The organism is Nonomuraea sp. NPDC026600 (assembly GCF_040638335.1).
GTDB lineage: Bacteria > Actinomycetota > Actinomycetes > Streptosporangiales > Streptosporangiaceae > Nonomuraea.
On record NZ_JBEZYD010000047.1, the window covers coordinates 1 to 26601 of the forward strand.

The 26601-nt window shown below is 66.5% G+C and carries 27 protein-coding genes, 1 tRNA gene and 1 pseudogene; 12 read left to right on the forward strand and 17 right to left on the reverse strand.

The features are described from left to right. Nucleotides 1-285: 285 nt before the first annotated feature. A complete protein-coding gene (locus AB0F17_RS57095; RefSeq protein ID WP_358042820.1) occupies nucleotides 286-498 on the reverse strand; it encodes a DUF397 domain-containing protein in 213 nt (70 codons plus the stop codon). Beyond that, nucleotides 495-1304, reverse strand: coding sequence for a DUF5753 domain-containing protein (locus tag AB0F17_RS57100; RefSeq protein ID WP_358042823.1), 810 nt, complete (start codon nucleotides 1302-1304; stop codon nucleotides 495-497). Before AB0F17_RS57100 ends, AB0F17_RS57095 begins: the two co-directional genes overlap by 4 nt. 242 nt (nucleotides 1305-1546) lie before the next feature. Here AB0F17_RS57100 and AB0F17_RS57105 point away from each other — a divergent pair, with 242 nt between their 5' ends. Continuing rightward, a complete protein-coding gene (locus AB0F17_RS57105) occupies nucleotides 1547-1972 on the forward strand; it encodes a hypothetical protein (RefSeq protein ID WP_358042825.1) in 426 nt (141 codons plus the stop codon). A gap of 417 nt (nucleotides 1973-2389) precedes the next feature. On the opposite strand, the gene AB0F17_RS57110 is transcribed toward AB0F17_RS57105, so the two are convergent. Genes AB0F17_RS57110 through AB0F17_RS57125 form a run of 4 tightly spaced genes read right to left on the reverse strand, consistent with a single transcriptional unit; the run spans nucleotide 2390 to nucleotide 5242 of the window. Continuing rightward, nucleotides 2390-3166 (reverse strand): SDR family oxidoreductase, encoded by a 777-nt coding sequence (locus AB0F17_RS57110; RefSeq protein ID WP_358042828.1) that lies wholly within the window; start codon nucleotides 3164-3166, stop codon nucleotides 2390-2392. A gap of 19 nt (nucleotides 3167-3185) precedes the next feature. Beyond that, nucleotides 3186-4124, reverse strand: a complete 939-nt coding sequence (locus tag AB0F17_RS57115) for a ribose-phosphate pyrophosphokinase (RefSeq protein ID WP_358042831.1) — start codon at nucleotides 4122-4124, stop codon at nucleotides 3186-3188. A gap of 18 nt (nucleotides 4125-4142) precedes the next feature. Beyond that, on the reverse strand, nucleotides 4143-4616 hold the full coding sequence (locus tag AB0F17_RS57120; RefSeq protein ID WP_358042833.1) for a GNAT family N-acetyltransferase: 474 nt from the start codon (nucleotides 4614-4616) through the stop codon (nucleotides 4143-4145). After that, nucleotides 4613-5242, reverse strand: a complete 630-nt coding sequence (locus AB0F17_RS57125; RefSeq protein ID WP_358042836.1) for an HAD family phosphatase — start codon at nucleotides 5240-5242, stop codon at nucleotides 4613-4615. The genes AB0F17_RS57120 and AB0F17_RS57125 overlap by 4 nt, the downstream gene beginning before the upstream one ends. Before the next feature lie 99 nt (nucleotides 5243-5341). On the opposite strand from AB0F17_RS57125, the gene AB0F17_RS57130 reads away from it, so the two are divergent. Continuing rightward, complete coding sequence (locus tag AB0F17_RS57130) at nucleotides 5342-7111, forward strand: alkyl sulfatase dimerization domain-containing protein (RefSeq protein WP_358042839.1); 1770 nt, start codon at nucleotides 5342-5344, stop codon at nucleotides 7109-7111. A gap of 14 nt (nucleotides 7112-7125) precedes the next feature. On the opposite strand, the gene AB0F17_RS57135 is transcribed toward AB0F17_RS57130, so the two are convergent. Both AB0F17_RS57135 and AB0F17_RS57140 read right to left on the reverse strand, forming a co-directional pair. After that, on the reverse strand, nucleotides 7126-8532 hold the full coding sequence (locus tag AB0F17_RS57135; protein ID WP_358042841.1) for a cytosine permease: 1407 nt from the start codon (nucleotides 8530-8532) through the stop codon (nucleotides 7126-7128). Between the two features lie 49 nt (nucleotides 8533-8581). Beyond that, nucleotides 8582-9571 carry an NAD-dependent epimerase/dehydratase family protein gene (locus tag AB0F17_RS57140; RefSeq protein ID WP_358042844.1) on the reverse strand — a complete coding sequence of 330 codons (990 nt, stop codon included), beginning with the start codon at nucleotides 9569-9571 and terminating at the stop codon, nucleotides 8582-8584. Between the two features lie 241 nt (nucleotides 9572-9812). On the opposite strand from AB0F17_RS57140, the gene AB0F17_RS57145 reads away from it, so the two are divergent. After that, nucleotides 9813-11159: a HAMP domain-containing sensor histidine kinase gene (locus AB0F17_RS57145; RefSeq protein ID WP_358042847.1), complete on the forward strand. Its 1347-nt coding sequence runs from the start codon at nucleotides 9813-9815 to the stop codon at nucleotides 11157-11159. A gap of 99 nt (nucleotides 11160-11258) precedes the next feature. On the opposite strand, the gene AB0F17_RS57150 is transcribed toward AB0F17_RS57145, so the two are convergent. Then, nucleotides 11259-13043, reverse strand: coding sequence for a bifunctional metallophosphatase/5'-nucleotidase (locus AB0F17_RS57150; RefSeq protein ID WP_358042850.1), 1785 nt, complete (start codon nucleotides 13041-13043; stop codon nucleotides 11259-11261). A 108-nt stretch (nucleotides 13044-13151) separates the two neighbouring features. Here AB0F17_RS57150 and mshD point away from each other — a divergent pair, with 108 nt between their 5' ends. Further along, the gene (gene mshD / locus AB0F17_RS57155; protein ID WP_358042853.1) at nucleotides 13152-14117 is read left to right on the forward strand and encodes a mycothiol synthase; all 966 of its coding nucleotides are present in this window, start codon (nucleotides 13152-13154) and stop codon (nucleotides 14115-14117) included. Here the strand turns inward: mshD and AB0F17_RS57160 are convergent. From AB0F17_RS57160 to dcd, 3 genes are all read right to left on the reverse strand, one after another. Continuing rightward, nucleotides 14050-15054 (reverse strand): inorganic phosphate transporter, encoded by a 1005-nt coding sequence (locus AB0F17_RS57160; RefSeq protein ID WP_358042856.1) that lies wholly within the window; start codon nucleotides 15052-15054, stop codon nucleotides 14050-14052. The genes mshD and AB0F17_RS57160 overlap by 68 nt on opposite strands. Before the next feature lie 5 nt (nucleotides 15055-15059). Beyond that, nucleotides 15060-15677, reverse strand: a complete 618-nt coding sequence (locus AB0F17_RS57165) for a DUF47 family protein (protein ID WP_132627671.1) — start codon at nucleotides 15675-15677, stop codon at nucleotides 15060-15062. A 711-nt stretch (nucleotides 15678-16388) separates the two neighbouring features. Further along, the gene (dcd, locus tag AB0F17_RS57170) at nucleotides 16389-16964 is read right to left on the reverse strand and encodes a dCTP deaminase (protein WP_358042859.1); all 576 of its coding nucleotides are present in this window, start codon (nucleotides 16962-16964) and stop codon (nucleotides 16389-16391) included. A gap of 98 nt (nucleotides 16965-17062) precedes the next feature. Between dcd and AB0F17_RS57175 the strand changes: the two genes are divergently transcribed. The 4 genes and pseudogenes from AB0F17_RS57175 (at nucleotide 17063) to AB0F17_RS57190 (ending at nucleotide 18998) form a co-directional block, all read left to right on the forward strand. Next, a tRNA-Gly gene (locus AB0F17_RS57175) sits at nucleotides 17063-17136 on the forward strand. A gap of 516 nt (nucleotides 17137-17652) precedes the next feature. Beyond that, on the forward strand, nucleotides 17653-18024 hold the full coding sequence (locus AB0F17_RS57180; RefSeq protein WP_358042862.1) for a DUF6247 family protein: 372 nt from the start codon (nucleotides 17653-17655) through the stop codon (nucleotides 18022-18024). After that, nucleotides 18025-18279: a hypothetical protein gene (locus AB0F17_RS57185; RefSeq protein WP_358042865.1), complete on the forward strand. Its 255-nt coding sequence runs from the start codon at nucleotides 18025-18027 to the stop codon at nucleotides 18277-18279. It begins immediately after the preceding gene. A gap of 497 nt (nucleotides 18280-18776) precedes the next feature. Continuing rightward, a pseudogene (locus tag AB0F17_RS57190) lies at nucleotides 18777-18998 on the forward strand (DUF433 domain-containing protein). Here the strand turns inward: AB0F17_RS57190 and AB0F17_RS57195 are convergent. The 3 genes from AB0F17_RS57195 to AB0F17_RS57205 form a co-directional block, all read right to left on the reverse strand. Further along, nucleotides 18999-19622, reverse strand: coding sequence for a hypothetical protein (locus tag AB0F17_RS57195; RefSeq protein ID WP_358042868.1), 624 nt, complete (start codon nucleotides 19620-19622; stop codon nucleotides 18999-19001). Between the two features lie 277 nt (nucleotides 19623-19899). Further along, entirely contained in the window at nucleotides 19900-20349 is a 450-nt protein-coding gene (locus tag AB0F17_RS57200) for a type II toxin-antitoxin system VapC family toxin (RefSeq protein ID WP_358042870.1), read from the reverse strand. Then, nucleotides 20342-20554: a hypothetical protein gene (locus tag AB0F17_RS57205; RefSeq protein ID WP_219529428.1), complete on the reverse strand. Its 213-nt coding sequence runs from the start codon at nucleotides 20552-20554 to the stop codon at nucleotides 20342-20344. Before AB0F17_RS57205 ends, AB0F17_RS57200 begins: the two co-directional genes overlap by 8 nt. Nucleotides 20555-21393: 839 nt before the next feature. Here AB0F17_RS57205 and AB0F17_RS57210 point away from each other — a divergent pair. The 3 genes from AB0F17_RS57210 to AB0F17_RS57220 all read left to right on the forward strand — a co-directional run bounded on the left by AB0F17_RS57210 (nucleotide 21394) and on the right by AB0F17_RS57220 (nucleotide 24353). After that, on the forward strand, nucleotides 21394-22701 hold the full coding sequence (locus AB0F17_RS57210; protein WP_358042873.1) for a hypothetical protein: 1308 nt from the start codon (nucleotides 21394-21396) through the stop codon (nucleotides 22699-22701). A 294-nt stretch (nucleotides 22702-22995) separates the two neighbouring features. Beyond that, entirely contained in the window at nucleotides 22996-23532 is a 537-nt protein-coding gene (locus AB0F17_RS57215; RefSeq protein WP_358042876.1) for a DUF5919 domain-containing protein, read from the forward strand. After that, nucleotides 23529-24353 (forward strand): inositol monophosphatase family protein, encoded by an 825-nt coding sequence (locus AB0F17_RS57220; protein WP_358042879.1) that lies wholly within the window; start codon nucleotides 23529-23531, stop codon nucleotides 24351-24353. Before AB0F17_RS57215 ends, AB0F17_RS57220 begins: the two co-directional genes overlap by 4 nt. Nucleotides 24354-24471: 118 nt before the next feature. Here the strand turns inward: AB0F17_RS57220 and AB0F17_RS57225 are convergent, their stop codons facing one another. Beyond that, nucleotides 24472-25032, reverse strand: coding sequence for a GNAT family N-acetyltransferase (locus tag AB0F17_RS57225; RefSeq protein WP_358042882.1), 561 nt, complete (start codon nucleotides 25030-25032; stop codon nucleotides 24472-24474). 368 nt (nucleotides 25033-25400) lie between these two features. Between AB0F17_RS57225 and AB0F17_RS57230 the strand changes: the two genes are divergently transcribed. Beyond that, entirely contained in the window at nucleotides 25401-25685 is a 285-nt protein-coding gene (locus AB0F17_RS57230) for a hypothetical protein (RefSeq protein ID WP_358042885.1), read from the forward strand. A gap of 246 nt (nucleotides 25686-25931) precedes the next feature. Here AB0F17_RS57230 and AB0F17_RS57235 read toward each other — a convergent pair whose 3' ends face one another. Next, nucleotides 25932-26297 (reverse strand): hypothetical protein, encoded by a 366-nt coding sequence (locus tag AB0F17_RS57235; RefSeq protein WP_358042888.1) that lies wholly within the window; start codon nucleotides 26295-26297, stop codon nucleotides 25932-25934. Nucleotides 26298-26601 lie beyond the last annotated feature (304 nt).

A 26601-nucleotide genomic window follows, 5' to 3' on the forward strand; every position in this document is an offset into this window, starting at 1 on the left:
GTTCAGGCGATTGGCCGCAACCCTCTCCGAGCTCTCCCACTGATAACACAGAGTCACATCGAACCGTCAGCCGTTCGACTTTGAAATCGCCCTGGGCGTATGGGCTGATCTTGCGTCAAGGTCATTTGAGCCTCCGCGTAGAGGAGATCGTGCAAATTAGTATCCCCGCAGGCGAACGTCTCCATGTAGGTCCAGCGTGTATGTGTGGATCCATACGCCACATGTAGGGATCCTGGGAATGAGACAGGGGGCTGCCCGATGGGCAACCCCCTGTCTGTCGTCCGACTAGAAGTCGAACTCTCCCTTGGTCATGCCGTCCCTGAAGGCTGCCCACTCCGCTGCGGTGAACACCAGAGCATGCCGGCTGCGATCCTTGCTGTCTCTCACAGCAACACGACCGCCGTTGAGGGGCGCCACTTCGACGCAGTTGCCCCCCGTTCCTCCGCTGGCTGCTGCCTTCCGCCACGCAGCGGTCGCCAACTCTTGTTCAGGCGTCATAGCGTTTCCATCACTCCCCGGATGATTTTTTCCGTCTCGTATGTGGGTTGTGCCAGGCCAGACAGCAGTTCCCAGCGCTCGTTCAGCTTCCGGATCATGTCAGCCTGCTGGATAACCTCTCCGCTCTCGGCGTTCTCCAGGAACGCCGCGTAGGTGCTGTCATCCTGTGCGATCACGAACGGGGCAATCAGGCCCACCGTCGCTCCAGTCGCCAAGGGGACCATTCGCACGGTAACGCACGGGCGGGCCATCATGTCCAGTAGATATCCGAGCTGCGCCCGCATCACCTCGCGTCCGCCGATCTGCCGGAGGATGACGCTCTCATCAAGGATGAACGACAGCGCAGGAGGGTTCGGCCTGCGGATGATGGACTGTCGTTGGAGTCGCATCTTGACGGCTTTGTCTACTTCCTCCGGTATCGCGCCTGATTCTCCTTGGAAGATGGCCCTAGCGTAGTCCGCTGTCTGGAGAAGGCCAGGGACAAGCGCCAGTTCGTAGGTGCGGATGACCCGCGCTGAGGATTCGATCTCGTGCCACCGGCGGAACCACTTCGGGCTCAGGGCCCTGAGGGCGGGAAGCAGACCCAACAGCTCCCCATCCAGCCCGAAAACCCGCTCAAGCTGCCGAGTGAAACCCTCGGTGGGTGACCTGGTGCCGCGCTCCACCGCACCTATCAGGCTCTCGCTACAAGGGACCAGAAGGGCGAGACGGGCGTGAGTGAGGTCCTTTCCCGTCCGATACTTGTGCATTCGTCGCCCATACTCCTCCCTGGCGGATTTGGCGTGGTTATTCCCATCTTCTGCCATGCCACACCCTTTCTCTGACTCCGCACTCCCGTACGTACAAAGTCAAACACAGCTTGTGAGGATTTTGGAGGGGCTTTTCCAGAGACATCCATGGCAGCCAGGGCCATGCTTGGGACGCGTAACCCCACAGACACAGATGCATCGTGTACGTTCCGAGATGACTAAGCGAGCAGCAACGTCAAAGCCCTCACGTCAGGTCATCCCGAACCGTACCCAACCACGAAAATGGTCGGTGACACGCAATGACCGGCGAACTGCTGGAGAGAATGGCCGAAGCTTCCCACGCACCTCGAATTCACGAGAAGATCAATCACAAGATCGCGGCCAGGCATGACGAGGCCCTGGCCGAACTCCGAGCGTTGCTGGACAAGCGAGGGATGCGCACGTGCATCGTCGAATGGCTTAAGCTCACCCTGGCCTCCGCGGACTGCGCTGCCTCTTCGTCCAGCACCTTGGAGCGGTACGCGCCGGAACTCGTGGTCTTCGCTCCCCAGGGCTGGCGGGTTGCCATCGTTCGCATTTCGATTCGGTCGGGCGCGTACATGGTGGACGTGGCGCAGGTCGGCCAGGACAACGCCCTTCTGCCAGATAAACGCTACATCGAACCGGAGGGCCAGCCGGCCAAAGCCGCCGCTCGCATTCCCGGCTACCTCCTAGAAATGCCGTGAATCTTGAAAAGCGGGCCGTGGCCTCGACATCGTCAGCAGGCTATCCATGCGGTGCGGCACGTATGTCACTCCGCTCGGCCGCCGCGTTGTGTGGTGTGACCTAGCAATTCCCCACTCCTTGATCCTCGTGACCAGCCGAGTGCCACCGCCACGGCTGGTCACGCTCCCCCTGGCCCCACCGCCGAGCGGCGGGAATGGGAGACAGGCCGCCATATTGTCTCCTGAAGTGGGCCTTGTGGGCGGCCTTCGTCGTTGAATCTGGTAACGACGAAGGCCGCAACAAGTCTCTCTCTGGTTGGTTGAGACCCGCCGGCCGCTCCCAGGCGGGGGCTCTCACCCCCGGGACGCCGCCCACCTCGTCGACTTCCCCTGATCCCCGCAGGGGCAGTGGATCAACGAAGCAAACGGCGGCTTCGCCTAGAGCGCGTGGCCCCCGGCCACCTGGAGGACCTGACCGGTGATCCAGCAGGCTTGGTGCGAGGCGAGGAACACGACGGCGTCGGCGATGTCGGCCGGCTCGCCCGCGCGGCCCAGCGGCACCATCTCGCCCGCCCGCGCGTACATCTCGGCGTCCATCCAACCGGTCTGCACCGGGCCGGGAGCCACCGCGTTGACCCGGATCCCGGCGGCGCCGAGGTCGAGTGCGGCGGCCCGGGTGAGGGCCTCCAACGCCGCTTTGGACGTCCCGTACCCGATCTGGCCGGGGAAGGCGCGGGCGGCGTCCGTGGAGACGTTCACCACGCACGGCCGGTGGCCGTCTCGCTGCCGCCTCGCCAGTTCGGAGACGAGCAGGGCGGGGGCGATCGCGTTGACCTCGTAATGGCGGCGCAGGCCATCGGCGGTGAGGGAGCCGAACGAGTCCGGGCTCTCGCAGTGCGCGGCGTTGTTCACCAGCACGTCGACCGGCCCCAGCCGCCGCTCGACCTCGTCGAGCAGGTGCCGCGCCGCATCCGGTTCACGTAGGTCGGCGGGTACGGCCACCGCGTCACGGAGCTCGGCGGCCAGCGCCTCGGCGACGTCTGCGGCGGGGGTGATGTGCTCCCAGGTGACACCCGGAGGAGCGGATCTCTCGCTGAAGTAGTGCACCGCCACCCGCGCCCCCTCGGCCGAGAAGGCCCGCGCGACGGCCGCACCGATTCCTCCGCTCGCGCCGGTGACGAGCACGGTCTGACCCGCGAGTTTCGTATCAACCATCAGAGGAGCATGTCGTGATTCACGGTGTCCCGAACAGCGCGCTCACCGACTCGCCGTCGTGGATCCGCCGCATCGCCTCGGCCAGCGCCGGGGCGATCGACAGGACCGTGAGCTTGTCCGTGGGCTTGGGCACGGGCACGGTGTTGGTGCAGACGATCTCCTCGACCTCGGGCAGCGCGCTCAGCCGCTCGATCGAGCCGTCGGCGAACAGCCCGTGCGTGCACGCGATGCGTACGGAGTTCACGCCACGCTCGCGCAGCCGGTCGAGCAGCTCGATGACGGTCGTGCCCCGGGCGATCTCGTCGTCCAGGACGATCACGTCCTTGCCCTCGACCTCGCCGATCACCGAGCTGATCACCACCCGGTCGTCGCTGAAGCGCTGCTTGGCGCCCATCGCCACGTCGGCACCGAGCAGCCGGGCGAAGTGCGAGGCCTCCTTGGCGTTGCCCAGGTCGGGGGAGACGACGACGGTGTTGGACAGGTCGTACTGGCGGAAATGGGCGGCCAGCTCGCGCAGCGCGTGCAGGTGGTCGACCGGCACGCTGAAGAAGCCGTGCACCTGCGGCGAGTGCAGCGTCATCGTCAGCACCCGCCCGGCGCCCGCCGCCACCATCAGGTCCGCCACCAGCCTGGCCCCCATGGAGATGCGCGGCGCATCTTTTTTGTCACTTCGGGCGTAGGCATAGTGCGGCATCACGACGGTCGTCCTGGCCGCGGACGCCCCGCGGGCGGCGTCGAGCATGAGCAGCAGCTCGACCAGGTTCTCCTGTACGGGCGGCACCAGCGGCTGGATGATGAAGACGTCGCGTTCCCTGCAGTTGGCCTGGAGCTGGACCTCCAGCACGTCGTTGGCGAAGCGGTTGACCTTGACCGGGTGGAGCGGGGTGCCCAGGTGGGAGCAGATCTCCTCAGCCAGATCAGGGTGGGCACTGCCGCTGAATACCGTGATGTCTCGCACGATTCCGAAAGGATAGCTTCACGGGCTCAGGTAGTGGTGCACCAGGGCGGGTTGACCGACCGAGTTGTGCCATCGGGCCCGGGAAGTGGCGACGCGCAGCCAGCCGTACCTCTCGTAGGCGGCGATGGCCGCTGTGCCCTCGTCGGAGACCTCCAGCGTGAGACGCCCGCCCTCGGCGGCGTGGGCGGTGTCGAGCAGGCGGGCGGCGAGTCCGCCGCGCCGGGCGGAGGGCGTGACGAACAGGCGGGTCACGGACGCGCGGACGGGCGTGCCGAGCAGCTCGGCCACCCGCTCCTCGACCTGAGCGAGCCCGACATGGCCGACGACGGCCCCCTCCTCATCCAGGGCGACCCAGGCTCGGAGCAGGTCGCCGGGCGTGAGCCAGCCGTGCGGATCGTCGGGCCAGTCCACGGGGTAGCGGTCGGCGGCCTGCACCTCGGCCAAGGCCTTCACACACGCGTCGAGGTCGGTGGGAGTTCTGAGTCTGATCATCGTGCGAGCGCCGCCAAGGTGAGGGAGTCGAGGTCGGGGACGACCTTCCAGGCGAGGGCCAGCGCGTCAGGGGCGGGCGGATAGCGGGGATGGGGGACGGCGATCACCCGCATCCCGGCGGCGTGCGCCGAGCGCAGGCCGTTGCTCGAATCCTCCACCGCCACACACGCGCGCGGATCGACGCCCAACTGGGCGGTCGCCGCCAGGTAGCCGTCGGGGGCGGGCTTGCCGCGCGGCACCTCCTCGGTGGAGACGGTGACGGCGAAGCGGTCACGGAACCCGGCCGCGTCCAGGACCACCTCGATCAGCGCGCGCGGCGAGGAACTGGCCAGGCCCAGCGTGAGCTCGTCCGCCAGGCGCCGCACCGCCTCGGGCGCCCCCTTCATCAGCGGTACGCCGTGACGGTAGCGCTCGGCCATCTGGTCCACCACGCCGCGGGCGATCTCGTCGGCAGGCAGCGCCACACCGAGCTCGTGCAGGTAGGCGGCCCACTCCTGGGTGCTCATGCCCATGAGCCTGGACTGGGTGTCCTCCTGCCAGGTGCCGCCGTGATCGGCGACGAACGCCCGTCGTACCTCCTCCCACACCGGCTCGGAGTCGACGAGCACCCCGTCGAGATCGAACACGCACGCTTCCACGAAACCCCCTGTAACTGCTGCGGTCTTTGTCGGGATTGCCCATTATCGAGGATATGCGTTGACCGGTTTCCGGGAATGGGCCCGGTCATGGCGGACCTTCCACTCCACGATCACGGTGACTTCGAGGCGGCGGCGGACCGTGGTTTCGTCGCGAAGTTCAGCCCGGCGGTGGTCAGCGCCGCCGACAGCAAGGTCATCTGGGACGGTGACTCCACCGCCTTCCTGGACCAGGAGTGTCCCGGCAGCGCGCATCCCAGCCTGTGGCGGCAGGCGCGGCTGTCCGCCCGGCAGGGGCTGTACGAGGTGACGGACGGCGTGTACCAGGTACGCGGCTTCGATCTGTCGAACATGTCGATCGTCGAGGGCGACACCGGTGTCATCATCATCGATCCGCTCATCTCCACCGAGTGCGCGGCCGCGGCGCTGCGCCTGTACCGAGCCCATCGCGGCGCCCGGCCGGTGACCGGCGTGATCTACACGCATCCGCACGTCGACCACTTCGGCGGCGTACGCGGCGTCACCGGCGGCGGCGTGCCGGTCCTGGCGCCCGCGGGCTTCCTGCGGAGCGTGGCCCGCGACCACCTCCACGCCTGGTCCGCCACGGCCCGCCGGTCCGTCTACCTGTACGGCCAGGCCCTCGAACGGTCACCGGACGGCCAGATCGGCACGTCCCTGGGCAAGCCAGGGACGATCTCCCTCATAACCCCCACGGTCCACGTCGAACGCACGGGACAGGAGGAGACGGTCGACGGGGTACGCATCATCTTCCAGCTCGCCGAGGCGCCACCGGAGCTGGCCCTGTACCTGCCCGGCCACCGGGCTGTGTGTCTGGGCGAGAACGCCACCCGCAACCAGCACAACCTCCTGCCCCTGCGGGACACCAAGGACCTGGCCCGGCAGCTCGACGAGATCGTCACACTGTTCGCGGGGGAGTTCGACGTCGCCTTCGCCTCGCACCACTGGCCCATCTGGGGCGGGCCGGAGATCGCCGGTTACCTGTCGCAGCAGCGCGACCTGTACGCCTACCTGCACGACCAGACCCTGCGGCTGATGAACAAGGGCCTGACCGGGGCGGAGATCGCCGAGGCCATGCGGGTGCCGCCCGGTCTCGAGCAGGTCTGGCACACGCACGGCTACCACGGCCCGGTCGGCCACAACGTCAAGGCCATCTACCAGCGCTATCTGGGCTGGTTCGACGGCAATCCCGCGCACCTGTGGGAGCACCCGCCGAGGGAGAGCGCGATCCGCTACGTGGCGTGCCTCGGCGGCGGGAAAGCCGTCGTCACCCTCGCCAGGGGCTACCTCAAGGAGCACGACCTGCGCTTCGCCGCGCAGCTGCTCAACCACGCGGTCTTCGCCGACGAGGGCAACAAGGAGGCCCGCGACCTGCTCGCCGAGGTGTACACCCGGCTCGGGCACGCCGCGGAGAACGGCACCTGGCGCAACCTCTACCTGACGGGCGCGCTGGAGCTGAGCGACGGCGTCGTGCCGGCCGCCACGGAGCGGGCCGCGCCCGGTCTGGTCGACGCGCTCGGGGTGGACCAGATCCTCGACTCGATCGCCATCCGTGTCGACGGGCCGCGGGCCTGGAACGAGAGCCTGTCCATCGACTGGTACCTGACCGATCTGGGCGAGCGGTATCGGACCACGCTGTCGAACGGCGCGCTCATCCAGCGGGCCGACCCGCCTGACGGGCCGGTCGACCTGACGTTGCGGCTGACCAAGGCACAGTTGCTCGGCCTGCTGGCCGGCCGGGGGGTCGAACGGGTCGAGCGGGAGGGCGACATCGGGGTGCTGCGGCGGCTGGTGGCCGTGCTCGACCACCCGATGCCCGACTTCGCCATCGTGACCGCCTAGGTGGTCCTGGGTGGTCAGCCGCGACGGCGGGGCGCGAGGCTGGAGATCACGTAGTAGAGGATCCCGGCGAGCACCAGCGCGACCACCACGCCGATGTTGGCCGCCCCGAACGTGCCCGCCTTCAGCTGGTCGCTCATCAGGAAGCCCACCACGCGGGCGATGTTCGGGTCGAAGGAGGTGATGAGCCCGATGCCCACGATCGACGCCACGACCAGCGAGATCACCCCGGACCAGTTCAGGGCGGGCGCGCCGGGGCGCAGCAGCCGCTCGTCGTAGGACCGGCCGCCCGCGCGCCACCGCCACATGTCGACGAGGAAGACGGCCACCCAGGCGGCCATCACCACCCCGATGATCGCCAGGAACGCCTGGAAGGTCGCCAGGAAGCTGGAGGAGACGAACAGCAGGTAGTAGCCGCCGAGCACCATCAGCGCGCCGTCGACGAGCACCGCGTAGTGCCGCTTGATCGGCACCCCCAGCGCCAGCATGGACAGCCCCGACGAGTAGATGTCCATGATCGCCCCGGCCAGGAATCCGCCGATGGCGGTCAGCAGGTACGGCAGCAGGAACCAGGTCGGCAGGGCGCTCGCCAGCGCCCCGACCGGATCCGCGCCCGCGGCCTCGGCCAGCTTGGGGTCGCCGCCGACGAGCAGCACGCCGAAGACGAGCAGCACCATGGGCGGCACCGCCCCGCCCACCGCCGTCCACAGGGCCACCGACGACGGCTTGGAGCCGGCGGGCAGGTAGCGCGAGTAGTCGGCGCCGCAGTTGACCCAGCCCAGGCCGAGCAGCGTCATCGCGAAGATGACCGCGCCCACCCATGCGCCGGGCCCGGCGGTGGTGTCCAGCGTGGTGCCGAGCCTCGGGGCCATCAGGATCATGTACACGACGGTCAGCACGACGAACGCGTACGTCAGGTACCGCTGCACCGCCATGATCAACGCGTGGCCGTACACGCCGACCACGATCACGACCAGCGCGGCGACCGCGAAGCAGACCGCCACGGCGGTCGTGCCGGGAATGCCGGGCGCCACCCGGTGCAGGATCGCCGCGCCGCCCTGCGCCGACAGCGTGACGAGCACGATCTCCCAGCCGACGTTCGAGACGTAGGAAAGGACGGCCGGCAGTTTGTTGCCCTGGTAGCCGAAGGGGGCGCGGCCGAGCGTCATCGTCGGCACCCCCGACCGGGTGCCGGCGATCGCGACCAGCCCGACCAGCCCGAACGACAGCGCGTAACCGATCGCCCCGGTGATGATCGCCGGGAAGACCCCCAGGCCCAGCCCGACGATGTAAACACCGAAGGCGACGCCGAAGAGGGAGAGATTGGATCCGGCCCACGGCCAGAACAGGTCCGCGGGCTTACCATGCCGCTCGGCGGCCGGAACGGCGTTGATGCCGTTCTGCTCAACGGTCATCGTGTCCATGATCGGACGTTACACCCGGAATCTCGCCTGCCCCAGAGCGGATGCCGGATCAGCCGCCGAGCTCCAGCAAAGTGGCCTCCACCTTCGGATCCAGACCGACGGGCGGCCGGTCGGTACGCATGGGCGCCCGGCCGCCGATGCTCCGCAGCCAGTCCCAGGTGTCGGCCACCGTCTCCGCCACCGGCCGGAACCGCAGCCCCGCCGCCACCGCCTTCGACACGTCACCCCGGTGCATGCTGTCGTGATCGTCGCCCTGCAGCCAGATCGGCAGGTCGGTCCACGGCGCCACACCGGCCGCCAGGATCGCCTCCGGCTCCACCCACCGCAGCTCGGCCCCGGACCCGGTCACGCGGACGCAGGTCTCCAGCAGCTCCTCCATGGTGGCGAACCCCGACGGGCTCACCACGTTGTACGCCCCGCCGAGCCCGTCGCCGGCCGCCTCAAGACACCACTGGGCCAGGTCGCGCGCGTCCACGTACTGCAGGGGCAGCCCGGCGGGCCCCGGCGCGAGCACCGGCCCGCCCCGCGCGATCCTGCTCAACCACCACGGCAACCGCCCGATGTTCTCGTAGGGCCCCAGAACCAGCCCCGCCCGGGCCAGCAGCGCCCGCTCCCCGAACGCCGCCACCGCGGCCAGCTCGCCACCGGCCTTGAACCGCGCGTAACCCGCCTCATCGCCGTCATCGGCCGACGCCTCCACCACCGGAGCGTCCTCCCCGGCACCGGCCGCCGTCGGATAGGTGTAGACGGACCGGCTGGACACGTAGACGTAGTGTCCCGCCCGCCCGGCCAGCAGCGCCGCCGCGTCGCGTACGGCGGACGGCGCCCACGACCAGGTGTCGACCACGACGTCCCACTCACCGGTGCCGAGCGCGGCCAGCCCGCCCGCCTCCGCCCGATCGCCCCGCAGCGCCGTCACCGTGGGTGGCGGGGCGTGCTTGCCCCGGTTGAACACGGTCACGTCCCAGCCGGAGGCGAGCGCCTCGTCGACGAAGGCCCGCCCCACGAACTCCGTCCCGCCCAGCACCAGCAGTCTCATGCCCACACCCTGCCGCCCATGGCGGCCGCCCGGTAGCCGTGCACGCTGACAGCGGAACCGCCGAAAGCATAATCATGTCACTCTGCGCTACTCCTTAGCACTGCAAAAGTAGATATATCAGCAGGTAGGGCCCAATAGCGGTTTAAGCGTCATTAATGGGTATGGGATTACAGACAGTGATATAGGGGGCCTTTGGTTGCTGAAAAGGATCTTTCCTCGCTCGATCCGGGCGCGGTTGACCGTGCTTGCTACTCTGATCGCGGCCGTGGTGCTCACCGCGACGGCCTTCATCACCCTTGCCACGTTGCCCGGCAGCCTCCGCGGCGCCGTGCAGACCAGGGTGGAGCTGGACGTACGGCGGGTCGCGAGTGACGCCCGGACGACCCAGCTACGCAGCATGCTGCCCACGTCGCCCCGTGTCCACCTCCTGCAGGTGGTCTCCCGCGAGGGCACCGTCCTGGCGGCCAGCCACAACCTGCGGGGCAAGCCCCCCATCACGGACCTTCGGCTGGCCAAGCCGGAAACGATCTACGCCACCGAAGGCCGGCTCACCGGCGACCCCGAGGTCATAGAGCCCGATGAAAAATACCTGATCATGGCCATGGAGTCGCAGACGCCCTACGGCAAGGTGACGGTGTACGGCGCGGCGTCGCTGGGCGATGTAGACCGGGCGCTGGGGTGGCTCTATGCCATGATCTTCCTCGGCATCCCCCTGGTGCTGGTCATCGTCGGGAGCATCACCTGGACCGTGGTCGGCCAGGCCCTGAGCCCGGTCGAGCGCATCCGGGCCGAACTGGCCGAGATCACCGGGCACGACCTGAGCCGCCGGGTTCCCGTACCCGACAACGGGGACGAGATCACCCTACTGGCCGCGACCACCAATCACACCCTCGAGCGGTTGGAACGTTCCGCCGAGACGCAACGCCGCTTCGTGGCCGACGCCTCACACGAGCTCCGCAGCCCCATCACCGCGCTGCGCACCCAGCTGGAGGTCGCCACCGCCTACCCGGACGACACGGACTGGCCCTCGACGGGCGCCAAGGCCCTGATGTCCGCCGACCGCCTGACCCACATCATCGACGAGCTCCTGATGCTGGCCCGGCTGGACGCGGGCGCGGTCACCGACCGGCACGTCGTCGACACCTGCCGCCTGGCGGAGGAACAGGAGCGGCGCCGCGCGGGAGGTGCCGTCAGCATCATCACCGACGCGCCGGGTACGGCCCCCGTCCTGGGCTCTCCCCTGCAGCTTGACCGGCTGCTGACCAACCTGCTCGACAACGCCGCCAGGCACGCGAGCGCCAGGATCGAGCTCCAGGTGGCAGTGGACGAATGGGACAAGGCCGTCATCATCAAGGTCACGGACGACGGGCCGGGCATCGCGCCGGAGTATCGGGACTGCGTCTTCGAGCGCTTCACCCGCCTGCCCGAAGCCCGGGCCAAGGACAAGGACGGCAGCGGCCTCGGCCTGGCCCTGTCGCGGGAGATCGCCCTGGCGCACCAGGGCAGCCTGACGATCAGCGACCACTTTCCCGGCGCCCAGTTCGTCACCCGCCTCCCGCTGTACGTGGAAGGCTATTCACCGGTGTGAGCGGGTTCACCGCCGGCTCGCCCTCGAACACGTCGAGGGTGGTGAAAGCAGTGAAGGGCCCGCTTCGGAAATCGGAAGCGGGCCCTTCAGGTTGTTTCGCTAGGGAGTGCTGGTGATGCGGTTCGTCGCGGGCGGAGCGATCGGGTTGTCGCGGCCCAGCTGGTCGACGAAGGCGTCGATGTCCAGCGGCCCGCTCCAGAGCTCCGTGCCGTCCCTGAAGCCCAGGAAGGCGTCACCGCCGCCGACCAGGAAGTTGTTCGCCGCGACCCGGATCGTCTGCGTGTCCGTCACCGCGACGCCGTCGATCTTCATGTTCGAGACCTTGGACCCCCACGCCGCGCCGCTGCTGTAGGTGTAGGTGAAGTTCGCCGACGGCTGGAGGATCTTGGTGAACGGCTGGGCGTTCGGCCCACCGGTGAACTGCTGCTCCAGGACCGTCTTGAGCTGCGCACCGGTCAGCGTCACGACCTGCATCAGGTTGTTGAACGGCTGCACGGTGAACGCCTCGCCATAGGTGACCACGCCGTCGCCTTCACCCGCCGACGAGCCGGCGTAAGTGAGTGAGGCTCGGACGCCACCCGGGTTCATCAGGGCGATCTGCGCGTTGCCGCCCGTCTTGGTGCCGGCGAGCTGGCCGTCGGCGATGAGGTCGCCGAGCGGCGACTCGCCGCTGGGGGCGGCGGTGTTGGTGATGTCCGCGGTGATCCGGCCGACGGCCTTGTTGGCGACCGGGGCGACGCGATCCTTCCAGGTCTGCACGAAGGCAGAAATTTCGGGATCTGGGGCGACTGTTCGGGTCACTACGTGGTTGTCCGCCACCACCGAGGCGCGGTCGATGTCCCGCGTCTTGACGTTCACGTTGAGGTCGACCTGCGTGATGACGCGGCCGAACGAGCCGCCCTGCGAGTACAGGCGGTCCTGGCCGGCGGGGTCCTTGACCCTGCACAGGTACGCCTGGTGCGAGTGGCCGCTGAGTATCACGTCGATCTCGGGGTCGACCTGCGTGGCGATGCGGTTGCCCGCGCCCGGGACCGCGCTGCACGCGTCCGGCGACTGGCCCGCGGTCACCTGGTCACCCTCGTGCACGAGCACGACCTGGGCCTTGACGCCCACCAGCTTGAGCAGCTTGGAAGCCAGGTTCGCGGCCTTGACCTCGTCCACGAACTTGAGGTTCTTGATGCCCTCGGCCGTGACGATGTTCGGGGTCGTCTGGGTGACCAGGCCGATGAAGCCGATCGGCACGCCGTTCATCCACTTGACGCTGACCGGCGGCAGGGCGGGCACGCCCCAGTCGCTCATCAGCTTCTTGGCCAGCGCCTGCTGCGCGCCCAGCGCCGCGAGCGCGTCGGTCTTCTCGTTCGGGTTCTTGAACAGGACGTTCGCGCCCACGTAGTCGTACTGGGCGCCCTTCCACGGACCGGCGGGCGAGCATCCGTCCACCGGGTGGCAGCCGCCCTTCATGATCCGGCGCAGCTCCGTGTAACCCTCGTCGAACTCGTGGTTGCCGACCGCGGCCACCTTGAGCCCGATCTTGCCCATGAACTCGACGGACGGCTCGTCATGGTAGGCCGCCGAGATCAGCGGGCTCGCGCCGATCAGGTCGCCCTGGGCCACCGCGATCGTGTTCTTGTCGGTGAGGGCCTTCATGTGCGTGGCGACGTACGCGGCGCCGCCCGCCTCGACGGTGGCGCCCGTCTCGTCGACCATCCGGCCGGAGGAGCCGGTCGGGGGTTCGAGGTTGCCATGGAAGTCGTTGAGCGCCAGCAGCCGGACCGGAACGGTCTTCGGTGCCTTGCTCGCGTCCGCGGGGGCGGTCGCCGCGGCGAACCCGCCCGCGGCGACGGCTCCGGCCAGGACGAGCCGGAGGAGGGAACGTGGGGTCATGGCCTTAGACGTTACGGCGGGAAGCCATGCAGCCAATGTCGCAAAGGTAACGATTCATCGGCCTGCCACATGGCGTTATTTGCCAGGCGTACGCCTAGAGTTCGTGCTGTGACAGCGCACGTGGAGATCAGACAACGACTTGATGACCGCGAAATCACCCAGGTGCTCGGCGTGGTGGAAGCGGCGACGGAGGCCGACGGCGTCCGCCCGCTCAACGAGCATGTCATGCTCCACCTGCGCTACGGCGGCGATCCGCAGGCCCGTTCCCTGCTGTTGTACGACGACGAGACGCTGGTGGGCTATGCCCACATAGACCCCACCGACGAGGTCGAAGGCCCCAGCGGCGAACTGGCCATCCACCCCGCCCACCGCCGGCAGGGGCACGGCACCCGGCTGCTGCGGGCCGTACTCGAGAAGTCGGGTGGCAGCCTGCGCCTGTGGGCGCACGGCGATCATGAGGGCGCGGGCGCGCTGGCGGCATCGGCCGGGTTCGAGCGCGTGCGCTCGCTCTGGCAGCTGCGGCGGTCGCTGTCCACGCCGCTGCCCTCTTTCGAGCTGCCCGACGGGGTACGGCTGCGTACTTTCGTACCAGATCAGGACGAGGAGGCGTGGCTCAAGGTCAACGCCGCGGCCTTCGCCCACCACCCCGAACAGGGCGCCTGGACGGCGAACGACCTGCGCCAGCGCGAGCAGGAGCCCTGGTTCGACCCGGAGGGCTTCTTCCTGGCCTTCCGCGGCGAACGGCTGGCCGGCTTCCACTGGACCAAGATCCACGGCTCGTCCGAGCACGGCCACGAGCCGATCGGCGAGGTGTACGTCGTCGGCATCGACCCCTCACAGCAGGGCACCGGCCTGGGCAAGGCGCTCACACTGGCGGGCCTGGACCATCTACGCGCGCGCGGCCTCGCCCAGGCGATGCTCTACGTGGACGAGGCCAACACGGCGGCGATCCGCCTGTACGAGTCCCTGGGCTTCGACCGCTGGGACGTCGACGTGATGTATGCCGCTACTCAATCACCCAGTGCAGGGCGAAGTAGGACACCGCAGCCACCAGAGCCGCAGCCGGAATCGTAAGGATCCATCCCGTCACGATGTTGCCCGCGACCCCCCAGCGCACGGCCGAGAGCCGCTTGGTGGCGCCGACCCCCATGATCGCCGAGGTGATCGTGTGCGTCGTGGAGATGGGCGCCCCGAACCCGATCGCCGCCGTGTACAGGACCACTGCCGCCGCGGACTCGGCGGCGAAGCCCTGTGGCGGGTCGAGCGCGATGATCCGGCGGCCCAGCGTACGCATGATGCGCCAGCCTCCGGAGTACGTACCGAGCGAGATCGCCCCCGCCGACGCGAGGATGACCCACTGCGGGATCTCCGACCCCGGATTGATGTACCCGCCGACGACGAGGGACAGGAAGATGACGCCCATCGTCTTCTGCGCGTCCTGCAGACCGTGGCCGAGCGCCATCGCCGCGGCCGAGACGGTCTGCGCGTAGCGGAAGCCGCGGTTGGTCTTGCCGGGCTGGCTGTTGCGGAAGATCCAATAGATCGCGATCATGATCGCGCCGGCGAGCGTGAACCCGAGCAGCGGTGACAGCACCATCGGGAGGACCACCTTCTCCAGCACGCCGTCCCAGTGCACGGTGCTGGCCGACGCGAGTGCCGCGCCGACCAGACCGCCGATGAGGGCGTGGCTGGAGGAGGAGGGCAGGCCGAAGTACCAGGTGATCAGGTTCCAGCAGATGGCGCCGATGAGCGCCGAGGCCACGATGACCAGGCCGTGCGAGCCGTCCGGCGCGTCGATGATGCCCTTGCCGACGGTCGCGGCGACCTGGGTGCCCAGGTGGGCGCCGATGAAGTTCATCGCGGCGGCCATGAACAGCGCGGCCCTGGGAGTGAGCGCGCGGGTCGAGACCGAGGTCGCGATGGCGTTCGCCGCGTCGTGGAACCCGTTGGTGTAGTCGAAGGCCAGTGCGATGACGACCACACCGATGACGAGGACGAGCGAAAGGTCCACTGAGCTTAGCTTTCCTTGACCGCGATCGACTCGACCGTGTTGGCGACGTGCTCGAAGGCGTCGGCCGCCTCCTCCAGCGCGTCGACGACCTCCTTCATCTTCATGACCGTGAGCGCGTCGTACTCGCCGCTGAACAGCTTGGCCAGCAGCCTCCTGTAGACCTGGTCGCCCTGGTTCTCCAGCCGGTTGACCTCGATCCAGTACTCGTTGAGGTTCTTCATCGACCGCAGCCGCGGCATGGCCTCGGCGGTCAGTTCCGCGGCCCGCTCCAGGACTTCCACCTGGCGGACGACGTCCTTGGGGAGGTGGTCGATCTGGTACAGCACGATGAGATCGGACGCCGCTTCCATGGCGTCCATCACGTCGTCGAGGTTCGAGGCGAGGCGGTAGATGTCCTCGCGGTCGAACGGGGTGATGAAGCTCTCATTGAGCCGGTTCATGATCGCATGGGTGCGTTCGTCCCCGGCGTGCTCGCAAGCGCGCATCTTTTCGGCCAGGGTCTCCCTGTCCGATCCGTCGCTGATGATCTCGACCAGAAGGCGGGATGCCGTGACCAGGTTGTTCGCGGAGTCGGCGAACAGGTCGTAGTAGCTGTCCTCACGTGGCGTGAGACGCAGGCGCACGTCGTTCTCCAGATGTGCGGGGATGGTCCGTGGTAGAGAGTACGGGTTACCAGGTGAAATGCGAACTTCATGTCCCCTTCTCCTAGTGGCTACCCTCCGTTTGGCGTGCGACACCGGGCCTGTCGGTAGTTTGATCGCCCTTTTTCCCGCGGCGAGCTGGGGAGGCTTGACCGGGGGTTTCGGTCACGGCGTTGTCCAGTCCATCTTGGTGACATTTCCGGACCACCGCTAGACCGGTGGTGCGTGTCGGGCGTGTCTTTGGGGGTGGGGTGGGTTCTTCGGGCGGGGTTGGCTGGGGAGGGGGCGGCTGCGTGCGGCGTGGCTGCGTGCGGGCTGGCTGCGTGCGGGGCGGCCGCGTGTAGGTCGGGCCTCCTTCAGAGCTGCTCCTGAGGGGCCCGCAGGAGCTCCTCGAGGGTGCTTGGGGCCGCTATTGGCGGGCTTGGGGTCCGCCACCTGATCTGACGGGGCCTGGAGTTGCTACTGACGGGCCTGGAGCTGCATCTGACGGGTTTGTGACTGCTCCCGACGCTAGAGGTTGCTTTCCCGTAAAGAGCCTCCTGGACGACGATGTCCCGAGAAGCAGCCGTTCAAGAGCTTTTTCCCACGAGACGCCCTCCAGGAAGCGCGGACAAGATCGCACCCACCGGCAACAAGCGTGAGCAACCGCCTTCACGGGCCGCCCACCCCAGCCGACCCCTCACCCCGTGGGCGTCAGATTTTGGTCCGGTGGAAGTTCCGAAAAGATCGAGACGGCGTCGGCCCACGTTGCCCCTGATACCGAGACCCGTACTTCGCCGACCCATATGGATGCTCAGCCGGAGAACTCAACCGGAACACACACAACTGCCCGATCTTCATCCCCGGCCACAGCTTGATCGGCAACGTGGCCACATTGGACAGCTCCAACGTCACATGCCCACTGAAGCCCGGATCGATGAACCCGGCGGTCGAGTGCGTCAACAACCCAAGCCGCCCCAGCGAACTCTTCCCCTCCAGCCGCGACGCCAGGTGATCAGGCAAGCTGATCACCTCGTACGACGAGGCCAGCACGAACTCCCCGGGATGCAGAATGAACGGATCATCCCCGTCGGGCTCCACCATCCGCGTCAGATCCGGCTGTTCTACGGCCGGATCGATGTGCGGATACCGATGATTCTCGAACACCCGGAAGAACCGATCGAGCCGGACGTCGATGCTGGACGGTTGAATCATGTCCCGCTCGAACGGATCGAGGGCGAGTCGCCCCGAGTCGATCTCGGCCAGGATGTCGCGGTCAGATAGCAGCACGCAGAGCAACCTACCGCGTGCCAGCGGGAAACTTGGGGGCACGGCTGGCTGATGTGGGCCGAGTTTCCGCTAGAGTGGTGGTCGCGGTTGCGGCCGATGCGGGTGTAGTTCAATGGCAGAACATCAGCTTCCCAAGCTGACAGCGCGGGTTCGATTCCCGTCACCCGCTCCACAAGCAAGGCCTTCTCCTATGGGCGCTCCGCGCTCAAGAGCTCAGACAGTTTTAGTGGGGGCGCGGCCCCCACACCCCGATCAACTGCATCGCCTTCGCTCATGGGGCGCTTCGCGCCGATCAAGCTCAGACGGTGTCTATTGGGGCTCCCGCCCCAAACCCCAAGTCGAGGGGCTACCGCCCCTCGAACTCCCCGACCGCTAGTCCTGTCCGGGGTGTCAATCCGTTGGCCTGAGTCGAATAGGTAAGGCTGAATTCAGTGCCTGGGCTTTGTTGCGTCAAGGCAAGCCGATCTCGCTCTGTCCAGCGTGTCCGAAACCAGGTCAGGGGAACTGGAGGGCTGGTCCACGACTGCTACAGCACGAGCCGCGCCCTGACCGCCGCCGTCTGGCGTGTAGCGACGGAGGGCGTAGCCGCACTTCACGAGTTCGAGGGTCAGCAAGCGGCTAAGCTCGATGGCGTAGGCATGCGTCCAGTTGATCAGTAGCTGGGACGCTTTCAGCCGGAGGTGGCAACGTGACAGCTGAGCCGTACGAGCCGGTCATCGCGAGGACTCCCGATCAGATCGTTGAGTCGCTGAACGGTGATCGGAGTCCTCGTAACATCCGTGCGTGCCTGCCTCCTGCCGATCGCGGTCACTTCGACAAGGACTACCGGCAGGCCATGGCCAAGGCCACCGAGGAGCTGGACCTCTCACCCGTAAACGGCCTGCTGGCTCACTGGTGGCATATGGCCAGGATGAAGGCGACTGGCGAGTACGAAGAGGTTTTGGAGCATGCTGCTCGAGTGCAAGAGCAGATAGAGAGTGGCGAGTACGTCCAAGGCCGCCCGCTACGTGAGGTCTTGGCCGAGCGGGCTGCTGAGCTTGGCATGAAGCTGGACCTATAGATGTACACAGTCGGCCAGAGCAAGCAGGTAGATGAGCAGATCGCGGCCCTGCCCGCCGAAGCTCTCGCACCCTTCCTCGAGGCGACCGTATTTCTGCAGGTTGCCCCTTGGAACGGCAACCCATTCGTGAGGGAGCGGCCTGACGCACCTATGCGGACTCACACCTTCGGCGAAGGTGGCGCGGGGATGATCACGTACCTGATTGTCGAGTACCGGCGTTTAGTAGAGATTATCCAAGTGGTCTGGCACGGCTGACCGAGCTCAGAAACAACGAGAGAGCCGGCCAACCAAGGCCACGGCGGTCCAATTACAGACGTGCTCGTTGCGTGTCCTTCGGACGGCGATCATCGGGGAGTCGCGGGGACTCACGGTCACTCGACCGGCATCGGCCCAGGTCAGCGTTTCTCAGGGTCGGAAGCCACGATCTTGAAAGACTTCCCAAGCTGACAGCGCGGGTCGATTCCCGTCACCCGCTCCACAAGCAAGGCCTTCTCCTATGGGCGCTTCGCGCTCAAGGGCTCAGACAGTTTTTTAGTGGAGGCGCGGCCCCCACACCCCCAAACCGCAAGTCGAGGGGCTACCGCCCCTCGAACTCCCCGACTGCTTGGCCGTCTGGGGTGGTTACTTCGTTGGCCTGAGTCGAACCGGTAAAGCTACGTAGGTTCGAGCGTTCACTGCCACCGTGCCGCTGCGCGTATCGCGGCTGCTACCGCTGGTTCAACCTGGCACTATCAGGATGGAGGGGAGAGATCATGAACTTCGATCGGATCACCGTCGACCCCGACAAGCTCGAAGGCAACCCAACCATCCGGGGGCTGCGCATCACCGTGGAGACGGTGGTTCGGCTCGTTGCCGCCGGATGAACCTTCGATGAGATCCTGTCGGACTATCCCGACCTGGAGCGCGAGGACATCAAACAGGGACTTGAATACGCGGTGGCCTCAACCAACGTACATTCCCATGCGCCAGTGTGATCAAGGCAGTTCACCGACTGGTGCGACGGTATGCCCTCCATCGCTAGTGCACCGCCACACGGCCGTACCGTGCTCGCATCCGGCGTACAGGCCACGATCGTGCGTGGCGCAGACAGGCCAGACTTTCCAGATGAGCTCCATGATCGTTTCTTGGGCGGCATCGGCGACATCTGCGAGCGCCCCTTGAGTGTCGCTTCCCAAGATGGGCGGGATGCCGTTGCCGTGATAGCCACCCTGGAACTCCACCCAGGCGAAACCTCTGCTGTCCCAGTCGTGGGTGACCAAGCGGAGCGTGCCGTTGATTCCTCCGGTGCGAACGTCGCGCTCCACGACCTCTAGCGCGTGCTCCAGCGTCGTCCACAGACGGGGTTCAATGGCGAAGGACGGCGCGAAGTGGATGTCGCCGAGAAGGCTCTCGCCCAGGCGGGTCAGGTCGGCCGTGGTCAGATGGGCAGCAGGGCGTTCGAGGAGTTCCCGCGTAGCCGGAGTGTTCACGCCCCATTCCTCCAGTAAGGACGCCAGTTCAAGGACGGGCCCGGCTCCAAGGCCGCCGTCGCGCAATGCTGTGTAGATATAACCCGTCAACTCGTCGACCACCTGATTGGCTCGCTCATCGGAGTGCACGTCGCAGTGTCGCCTCACTGCATCAAGCCCGGCAAGAGAGATCTCCGCGAGGTACCGACGATGTACGGCTATCTCAAAGGGGATCGAGCTGATCGTCGGGCCATTAGCGGGTTATTAGGAGGGGTGGCGAGGGGTTAACCACGGTTACTCAGGACCGGCCTTCTACCCAGCTCAGCGCCTCAGCGGGCCTTGATCGATGCAGTTCCCAAGCTGACAGCGCGGGTTCGATTCCCGTCACCCGCTCCAGCGTTCGTGTAACAGCGTTCGGTCCCACCGCTCAGCGGTGATCACTGAGGTCCTGCGTCTTAAGAAGTTCGGTCTCGACGACGCCATCAAGCGCCCGGTGGGGTTTTGCGTCGGTGGTCAGCAGCGGAATCTCTTGATCGAGAGCAAGCTGTGCGAAGACAGCGTCATACATGCGCAACGTCAACCGCACCGCCAGGGCGGCGGCCCGCTCCAAACGGTCGGCGTCCACGGGATAAACCCGGACACCGAGCTCGTCAATGATCCGAACGGTCGCAATGAACTCATCTGCGGACAGCCGACCCGCGAGCAGACCCTTCTTGCGCAGCACTCCGGCAACCTCAATCCGCGCGAAGTCCGCTGTTTTCAGTCTTACCCGGCCGTGCAGGAAGTCGTCCCGGATCTGGCGGGCGTGCTCGTGGCCAGGTTGATCGACGAACCACCGTAGGAACACACCAGTGTCCACGACGTACGCGTCAGCCACGCGCGCCTTCCCGGAGACGGTCCAGTTCCTCGTCGACGCCCGTCACACCGCGCATCCGCTCCTGAACCCGCTCCATAATGGCCAGCGCTCGCTCACGCCGACCGGCCGTCTCGAGGTTCTCGCGGACAAGTGCGAGAACCGGCTGGACACGGTCATCCGGAAGCCGATCGACCAGAGCATGCAACTCTTCACGCATCGCGCTCATGCTCGGAATCTACGCCTCGCCAGGCTCGTCTCCCTGGCCATTTGTGCAGGGCGAGGCAGACCGGTGGCCGTGCCCGTTGTGTGCCCGTTCGCAGAGCGATCTACGGAGGCTCAGGGGGACTCACGGTCACTTGACCGGCATACGCCCAGGTCAGTGTTTCTCCAGCTCAGCCTGTGTAATCTTGAAAGAGTTCCCAAGCTGACAGCGCGGGTTCGATTCCCGTCACCCGCTCCACAAGCAAGGCCTTCTCCAATGGGCGCTTCGCGCTTGAGAGCTCAGACTGTGTCCAGTGGGGGCGCGGCCCCACGTTCCGCTCAACTGCATGGCCTTCGCTCAGGGGCCGCTTCGCGCCGATCAAGACCAGGTCGCGGGAAACGGTGGCGCCTCGTGGCGCACCTCCACCTTGTTCCATTTCGAGGCGCCAGGCACCAGACGGTTCATCACGTACGTCCTCGGCGGACGGGTGTGAGGTGCGAAAACCGCCGCTATTCGTTCTTCCTCTGCAGAGCCTGGCCTGAAAGGTTCACCAAAGCCGGAAGTGTTACGGCTGGTCGCCATTGGAGAGCTACGCTCCCCCTTTGCTGGGCTCCTATACGGAGGCCGGTGGACCGAGCTAGTAGCGATCAGCGAACGGAGGCATCGTGGCACAGCCGCCCTCCCAGGCCGGGCCCGGCGCGTGGAAGCCGCAGGGCCAACCGCGCCATGCCAGAAGCGGGCCGCAGGGCGTATACGGGAATGCGCAGCAGCCGCAACCGCCCTACCCGTTTGGCCCGCCGTATGCGCCTGGAGGGCCACCGCCCCCGCGGCGGCGCAGGAATTCGGGGTGTACGGCGGCGCTGTTGGGCGTCTCAGGGCTGCTGATAGCCGCCTTGGTGATCGCCGTCGGCTTCGTGGCGGTGTCCAAGCTGCGAGGCGATGTCCGTCCGATCGCAGGGGGAGACCGCACCGCCTCGCCGGAGCCCGGGCGGGACATCGCCGAGGGCGGCGCCAAGCTGAAGACGATCGAGCGTGACGGCTACGACGAGCTGAAAGGGGAGGAGGCGGAGGGGATCGCCGATCCTGGGCCGCTGGTGGCGAAACCCGGCCGCTCGCCGCGCCGGTACGCCGGCTCACCGGTCATCTCAGCCTGCACTCTGCTGACGTTCGCGGATCTGAACAAGCTCGGGCTGCTTCTGCACCCCAATCCCCTGATCGGATCGTACCGGCGCTCCTACTTCGATGGGCAGGGCGATGGTCCGATCGAGAAGGGCGGGCTGTTCGTCCCGACCGACCCGCCGAACAGCTGCAAGTACGTGCTGTGGCCGAAGTCCCCGGTGGAGATCGCGGTTTTTCAGGAGAGCTACACCAGTTCCCGCGCCATGGACTACTCCTTCGATCGCTACAGTACGAGGCCGGCGATCGGCGACGTGACGGTGCGGGAGCGCAAGCGCAGCTCGAGCCGAGTGAACGAGACCATCGACTACCTGCACTACGTTCTACGGCTGAAGAACACGGTCGTGCAAGTGGAGTTGTCGCTACAGCGCGGACCCCAGCAGGAGAAGCTCAAGCGGGCGCTGCTGGAGACGATCGCCGGCAACCTGGTGGAGCGCTCGGCGGATCCGGCGGGCATCCCTTCTATCGCCTATGACAGCCCTCTGATCACCGCGAAGCCGGCGCCCGCGTGCGCCCTCATCGATGCCAAGGACTTCCAGACGCTGTTCCACCGGCCGGCCGCGCCGTTCGTCGGGGAGGAGTTCGGCAGCGCGGCCGGCAGGACGAACTTCAGCATCGGCACAGGCATCCCCGACCAGAACGAGTACGCCTACGTCTACACACGGTGCGAGCGGAGCACAGGGGACAACTACCTCACCGACCGATACAAACTGCAGGTTGAGGTCATCAGCTATATGGCCGATGCCGCTCCCGCGCACTCTATCGACTTCACCAGGCCGCTCGACGGTGGGCAGCGGCTGACCCGTACTGCGGGCGAGGAGTCGTACTGCGTGACCCGGCCCTATGCGCGATCGGCCGGCGCGCTGGTGTTCCGGAAGGGGCGATTCCTGGTGACGCTGTGGATGACTCAGCCCGATGATGTTCAGCGCTTCGATCCGCGCGAGCGCTGCGGGCGCATCGCCTCCGTGGCGCAGCGGGTGGCCAGCAGGCTGTAAGGCCCCTGCCCTGGAAGGAACGCCGACCGCATGCGGCGGCTCGTCGCAACCGCCGAGGCGGACGTTTCCGAGTTCGACGACCGACTCGCCTGTTGCTGAGCAGCGAACGCCAAGCCCGCCAGCCGTACGGGCATGCTCGATCAGACGTGCGACTTTTGCGCACACAGTAGGCCGAGCAGCAGGTCGGCCCACGAACTGTTCTCCACGAACACCGTCGAAGTACCCACGCCGAGGACAGAGCCGGAGCCAGCCAGAAGCGCCGGTCCCGAGACCGAGATCTGCGCCATGCCGCAGATGGCCGATGTGACCGCTGTCTTCCGCAGCCGCTCTGTTTTCTCCTCCGTCTATCCCGCCTCGACTCTGTTCGACAGCGCGAAGGAGATCAATGCGGCGGGCCTGTCGCTCAACGTGCTTTGCCAGGGTTATCCCGATCATCAGCTCAGGTGCCTGCTGGACTCCGGCACCCGGATCCGGTGCCTCTTCCTTGACCCGAAGGGCCAGGCGATTCGCGCACGCGAGGTAGAAGAGCGCTACACAGACAGCACGTTGACGACCCTCACGGCGCTCAACATCACCATGCTGACCAGGTTGCGCGACCGGCTCGACACCGCATCGGCTCAGCGCCTTGAACTGCACGTCTACGACGAGACGATCCGGTTCAACCTCTTGATCGTGGACCGGGCGTTCTGCGTGGTGAAGCCATACCTGCCGCAGGCCCGCGGAGTCGACTCGCCTACCTTGGTGATTAGCGGTAACACCGCTGCGGACGGCCTGTTTCCCGTCTTCGACCAGGTGTTCAACGAGATGTGGGAGCGGAGCGAACCCGTATGACCATCGACGCCAGGTCCCTCCTTCCCATCGCTGAACACGCCGTCTCGATGGCCAGCGAGATCATCCGGACCAAGGCTCCCGGCGTCGTCACTGCCAAGGGCGACCGGGACATGGCCACGGAAGTGGATTACGCCGTCGAACAGGCCGTACGCGAGTTCCTGTCCCGAGAGACGCCGGAGATCGGATTCCTCGGTGAAGAGGAGGGCGTCAGCCACATTGGTGATGGCCTGATGTGGGCGCTGGACCCGGTGGACGGGACGGCCAACTTCCTGCACGGCATCCCGCTCTGCGGCGTTTCTCTCGGACTGGTGGACAAGGACATGCCCACGCTCGGAGTCATTGACCTGCCGCTGCTCGGCATCCGCTATATCGCCGCAGAAGGGGCAGGAGCCCAAGCCAACGGCTCTGACATCCGGGTGAGTGACGCCCGCGACTTGGAGGCCGCCATCGTGGCCCTGGGCGACTATGCCGTGGGGGAGGACGCTCTGGAGCGTAACCGGCCTCGCTTCGCTCTGACTCACGAGTTGGCCGCGCGGGTTCAGCGCGTTCGGATGTTCGGCTCAGCCGCGATTGACCTGGCGTGGGTGGCGGACGGCAAGATCGACGCCAACATCATGCTGAGCAACAATCCATGGGACACCGCCGCAGGCGTCGTCATCGCCCGCGAGGCCGGAGCCACCGTGGTCGACATCGACGGCAGCCCGCACAGCATGACCGCTCACGCGACCATCGCCGCAAGCCCGAAGCTCGTAGCCGACCTCGTCGAACTCATCGCTGAGGCCCGCCAGGTTGCGAGATACAGCCAGCGCACTGCCGAATAGTTGGCTGCACGCTGCGCGTGCGGCCTGGGGGCCGTTCTCGCGCGCGGCCCGCCACTCGGGCCGCGACCTGGCCCGACACACGGACCCTACGCCAAAAGAACTCACGCGTGAGGCCGTCCTACGGAGCCGTCGTCATCTCGAAAGCATCGAACTCAGCACGGGTGATCTCGTGGACCGCGACAGGTTGGCCATGCCCAGGCATGACGGTTTCGAGCCCAAACCGCATACCGAGCTTGTCCATGACTCGCTTTGAACGAAGGTTGTCGACATGCCGGACGCTAACGACGCGGTCGAGACCACAGTCGATGAGCCCGAATCGCAGCAGCGCCCCAGCGGCCTCCGTGGCATAGCCGGCCCCCCAGTGTTGGCGACTCAGACGCCACCCGATCTCCACCGCAGGAAGAATCTCGGGAAGGAAGGTCGGCACCGTCAGCGCCACCCACCCGGCGAGCTGCCCAGTCTCCCGCACGACCACGGAGAGCAGGCCGAAGCCGCACTCTTCCCATTCTCGCTGAGCACGGGCAACTCCAGCCGCAGTCCGATCGCGATCCAACGGCAACACCGACCCATCCCCGATGTAGCGCATGACCTCCGGGTCAGCATTCATCGTGGCGAGCGGATCAATATCGCCCTCGTTTGGGCCACGCAAAAGGAGCCGCTCAGTCGTCAGCGAGATCATCGGCCGATTCTAGAACGGTCTAATGAACACCGCACAAAGGAAGGTGAGCAACCCTCCAGCAAACAAGTTCTGCCTCCGGCAGGGGCACTCCGGCTCCGGGATGATCGCCGTTCGGGCGTGAGGTTCGTAGATGGCTGATGTGGAAGCCTGATCATCCCGCCCGCCATCGACCCGGGACAAGCCGAGCAGACCAGGGCAAACGGGTGCCAGATCATTCGTCCGGTGGGGCGCTCCACCTTGTCCCCATGGCCCTGGCGCTTTTCCTTCGGGCGGGTCGACGGCAGACGGGATGATCAGGCAGGATGATGCGCGCACTACGCGGCAACCTATATTGACCGGGATTTGTACCCTCCGACCGAGAGACCCGCATGTACGAGATGATCGGGATGCTGTACCAGACCGTGCCTCTGACACTGGGCGTAGTCGTCTTCCTTGCCTTGTCCTGGGTTCTCCGCCGTGAGCAGCGGAGAGGGCACTATCTCCTATGGCCAGCAGCAGCTTGGTTCCTGGCGGCGCTGGACGAGTGGTACATGTCCGCCTTCCAGCCGCAGATGAACATCCGAATCGACGCCTTGCCCCTCTTTGCGCTGATGGTTATCACTACCTTGTCTTGCGTCCCGATGGCGTTCCTTCGCCGACGCGCGTCCGCATAGGGAACCGCAGCGAGGGAAACTCATGGTTTGGCTCGAAGAGCGCAGGTCAGCGACATGATCGCCGTGCAATTAACGTGCAATTGGCCAAGGGAACGAAGGGTCAACCACGGTCATCCAGGACCGAACTCCCGCCCAGCTCGGCGCCCCCACATCGGATGATCGTTGCTATTTCCAAGCTGACAGCGCGGGTTCGATTCCCGTCACCCGCTCCACGCACGAAAAGTGCTGTTCGGCATGCCGGATCGTCTACTCCTCGAACCAGGCCACCAAGCGGACAGCATCGTCTCCGTGAACATGCGCGAGCGTACGCATGACTGTCCATACCCCGTGCCAGAGGCTGTCGGGCGGTACGGCACGGCGGCGCGTGGCACGCTCAACACGGAAGACGGTGTCTCTGTCCCTCCACTCGGTGCCTTCATCCCACAGCACAGCAACCTGATAAGGGTCGACCGTCAAGGTATCCACGCCACTTACCCGAGCGAATCTGCGGCTCCATACCGAGCAGTAAACGAGTTCTAGGCTCTGATCGGGAAGCTGCCGGTACTGGGCTACGTTGGTCGGACGAAGCGCGGGTTCATCCCAGTCGATCGCGGTGATCTCATCCCAGTTCAACCACGTGACACCAAAGGCAGCTTCCCCCCATTCCGCCAAACCCGCTTTGGTGATCTCCGACGCATCCTGGGGGAGCCCGCGATCGGCCGCGATCGGCCGCGATCGGTCGCCAGTGGCCTGAGTCGCGAACCCCGAAGAGACAATCGAAGGCGTCGTAGTCTCTACCAACCAACATCTTCAGCGAGATAGCAGCAACCCAAGCGGTCTCGCCGACATCGAGACCGGGAGTCCATGTGCGGCACTCGATGAATCCGTGGATGTCGGTTCCCATGCCGAGATCTTCTTGTCCGCGCGGAGGCGCTGT

What these genes read in the sequence shown, in the direction of transcription:
- AB0F17_RS57215 (WP_358042876.1), top strand. Translation starts at nt 22,996, where the DNA reads ATGGCCGATGTGACCGCTGTCTTCCGCAGCCGCTCTGTTTTCTCCTCC.
- AB0F17_RS57110 (WP_358042828.1), bottom strand. Translation starts at nt 3,166, where the DNA reads ATGGTTGATACGAAACTCGCGGGTCAGACCGTGCTCGTCACCGGCGCG.
- AB0F17_RS57095 (WP_358042820.1), bottom strand. Translation starts at nt 498, where the DNA reads ATGACGCCTGAACAAGAGTTGGCGACCGCTGCGTGGCGGAAGGCAGCA.
- AB0F17_RS57140 (WP_358042844.1), bottom strand. Translation starts at nt 9,571, where the DNA reads ATGAGACTGCTGGTGCTGGGCGGGACGGAGTTCGTGGGGCGGGCCTTC.
- AB0F17_RS57150 (WP_358042850.1), bottom strand. Translation starts at nt 13,043, where the DNA reads ATGACCCCACGTTCCCTCCTCCGGCTCGTCCTGGCCGGAGCCGTCGCC.
- AB0F17_RS57100 (WP_358042823.1), bottom strand. Translation starts at nt 1,304, where the DNA reads ATGGCAGAAGATGGGAATAACCACGCCAAATCCGCCAGGGAGGAGTAT.
- AB0F17_RS57135 (WP_358042841.1), bottom strand. Translation starts at nt 8,532, where the DNA reads ATGGACACGATGACCGTTGAGCAGAACGGCATCAACGCCGTTCCGGCC.
- AB0F17_RS57130 (WP_358042839.1), top strand. Translation starts at nt 5,342, where the DNA reads ATGGCGGACCTTCCACTCCACGATCACGGTGACTTCGAGGCGGCGGCG.
- AB0F17_RS57225 (WP_358042882.1), bottom strand. Translation starts at nt 25,032, where the DNA reads ATGATCTCGCTGACGACTGAGCGGCTCCTTTTGCGTGGCCCAAACGAG.
- AB0F17_RS57205 (WP_219529428.1), bottom strand. Translation starts at nt 20,554, where the DNA reads ATGAGCGCGATGCGTGAAGAGTTGCATGCTCTGGTCGATCGGCTTCCG.
- AB0F17_RS57220 (WP_358042879.1), top strand. Translation starts at nt 23,529, where the DNA reads ATGACCATCGACGCCAGGTCCCTCCTTCCCATCGCTGAACACGCCGTC.
- AB0F17_RS57230 (WP_358042885.1), top strand. Translation starts at nt 25,401, where the DNA reads ATGTACGAGATGATCGGGATGCTGTACCAGACCGTGCCTCTGACACTG.
- AB0F17_RS57120 (WP_358042833.1), bottom strand. Translation starts at nt 4,616, where the DNA reads ATGATCAGACTCAGAACTCCCACCGACCTCGACGCGTGTGTGAAGGCC.
- AB0F17_RS57185 (WP_358042865.1), top strand. Translation starts at nt 18,025, where the DNA reads ATGTACACAGTCGGCCAGAGCAAGCAGGTAGATGAGCAGATCGCGGCC.
- AB0F17_RS57105 (WP_358042825.1), top strand. Translation starts at nt 1,547, where the DNA reads ATGACCGGCGAACTGCTGGAGAGAATGGCCGAAGCTTCCCACGCACCT.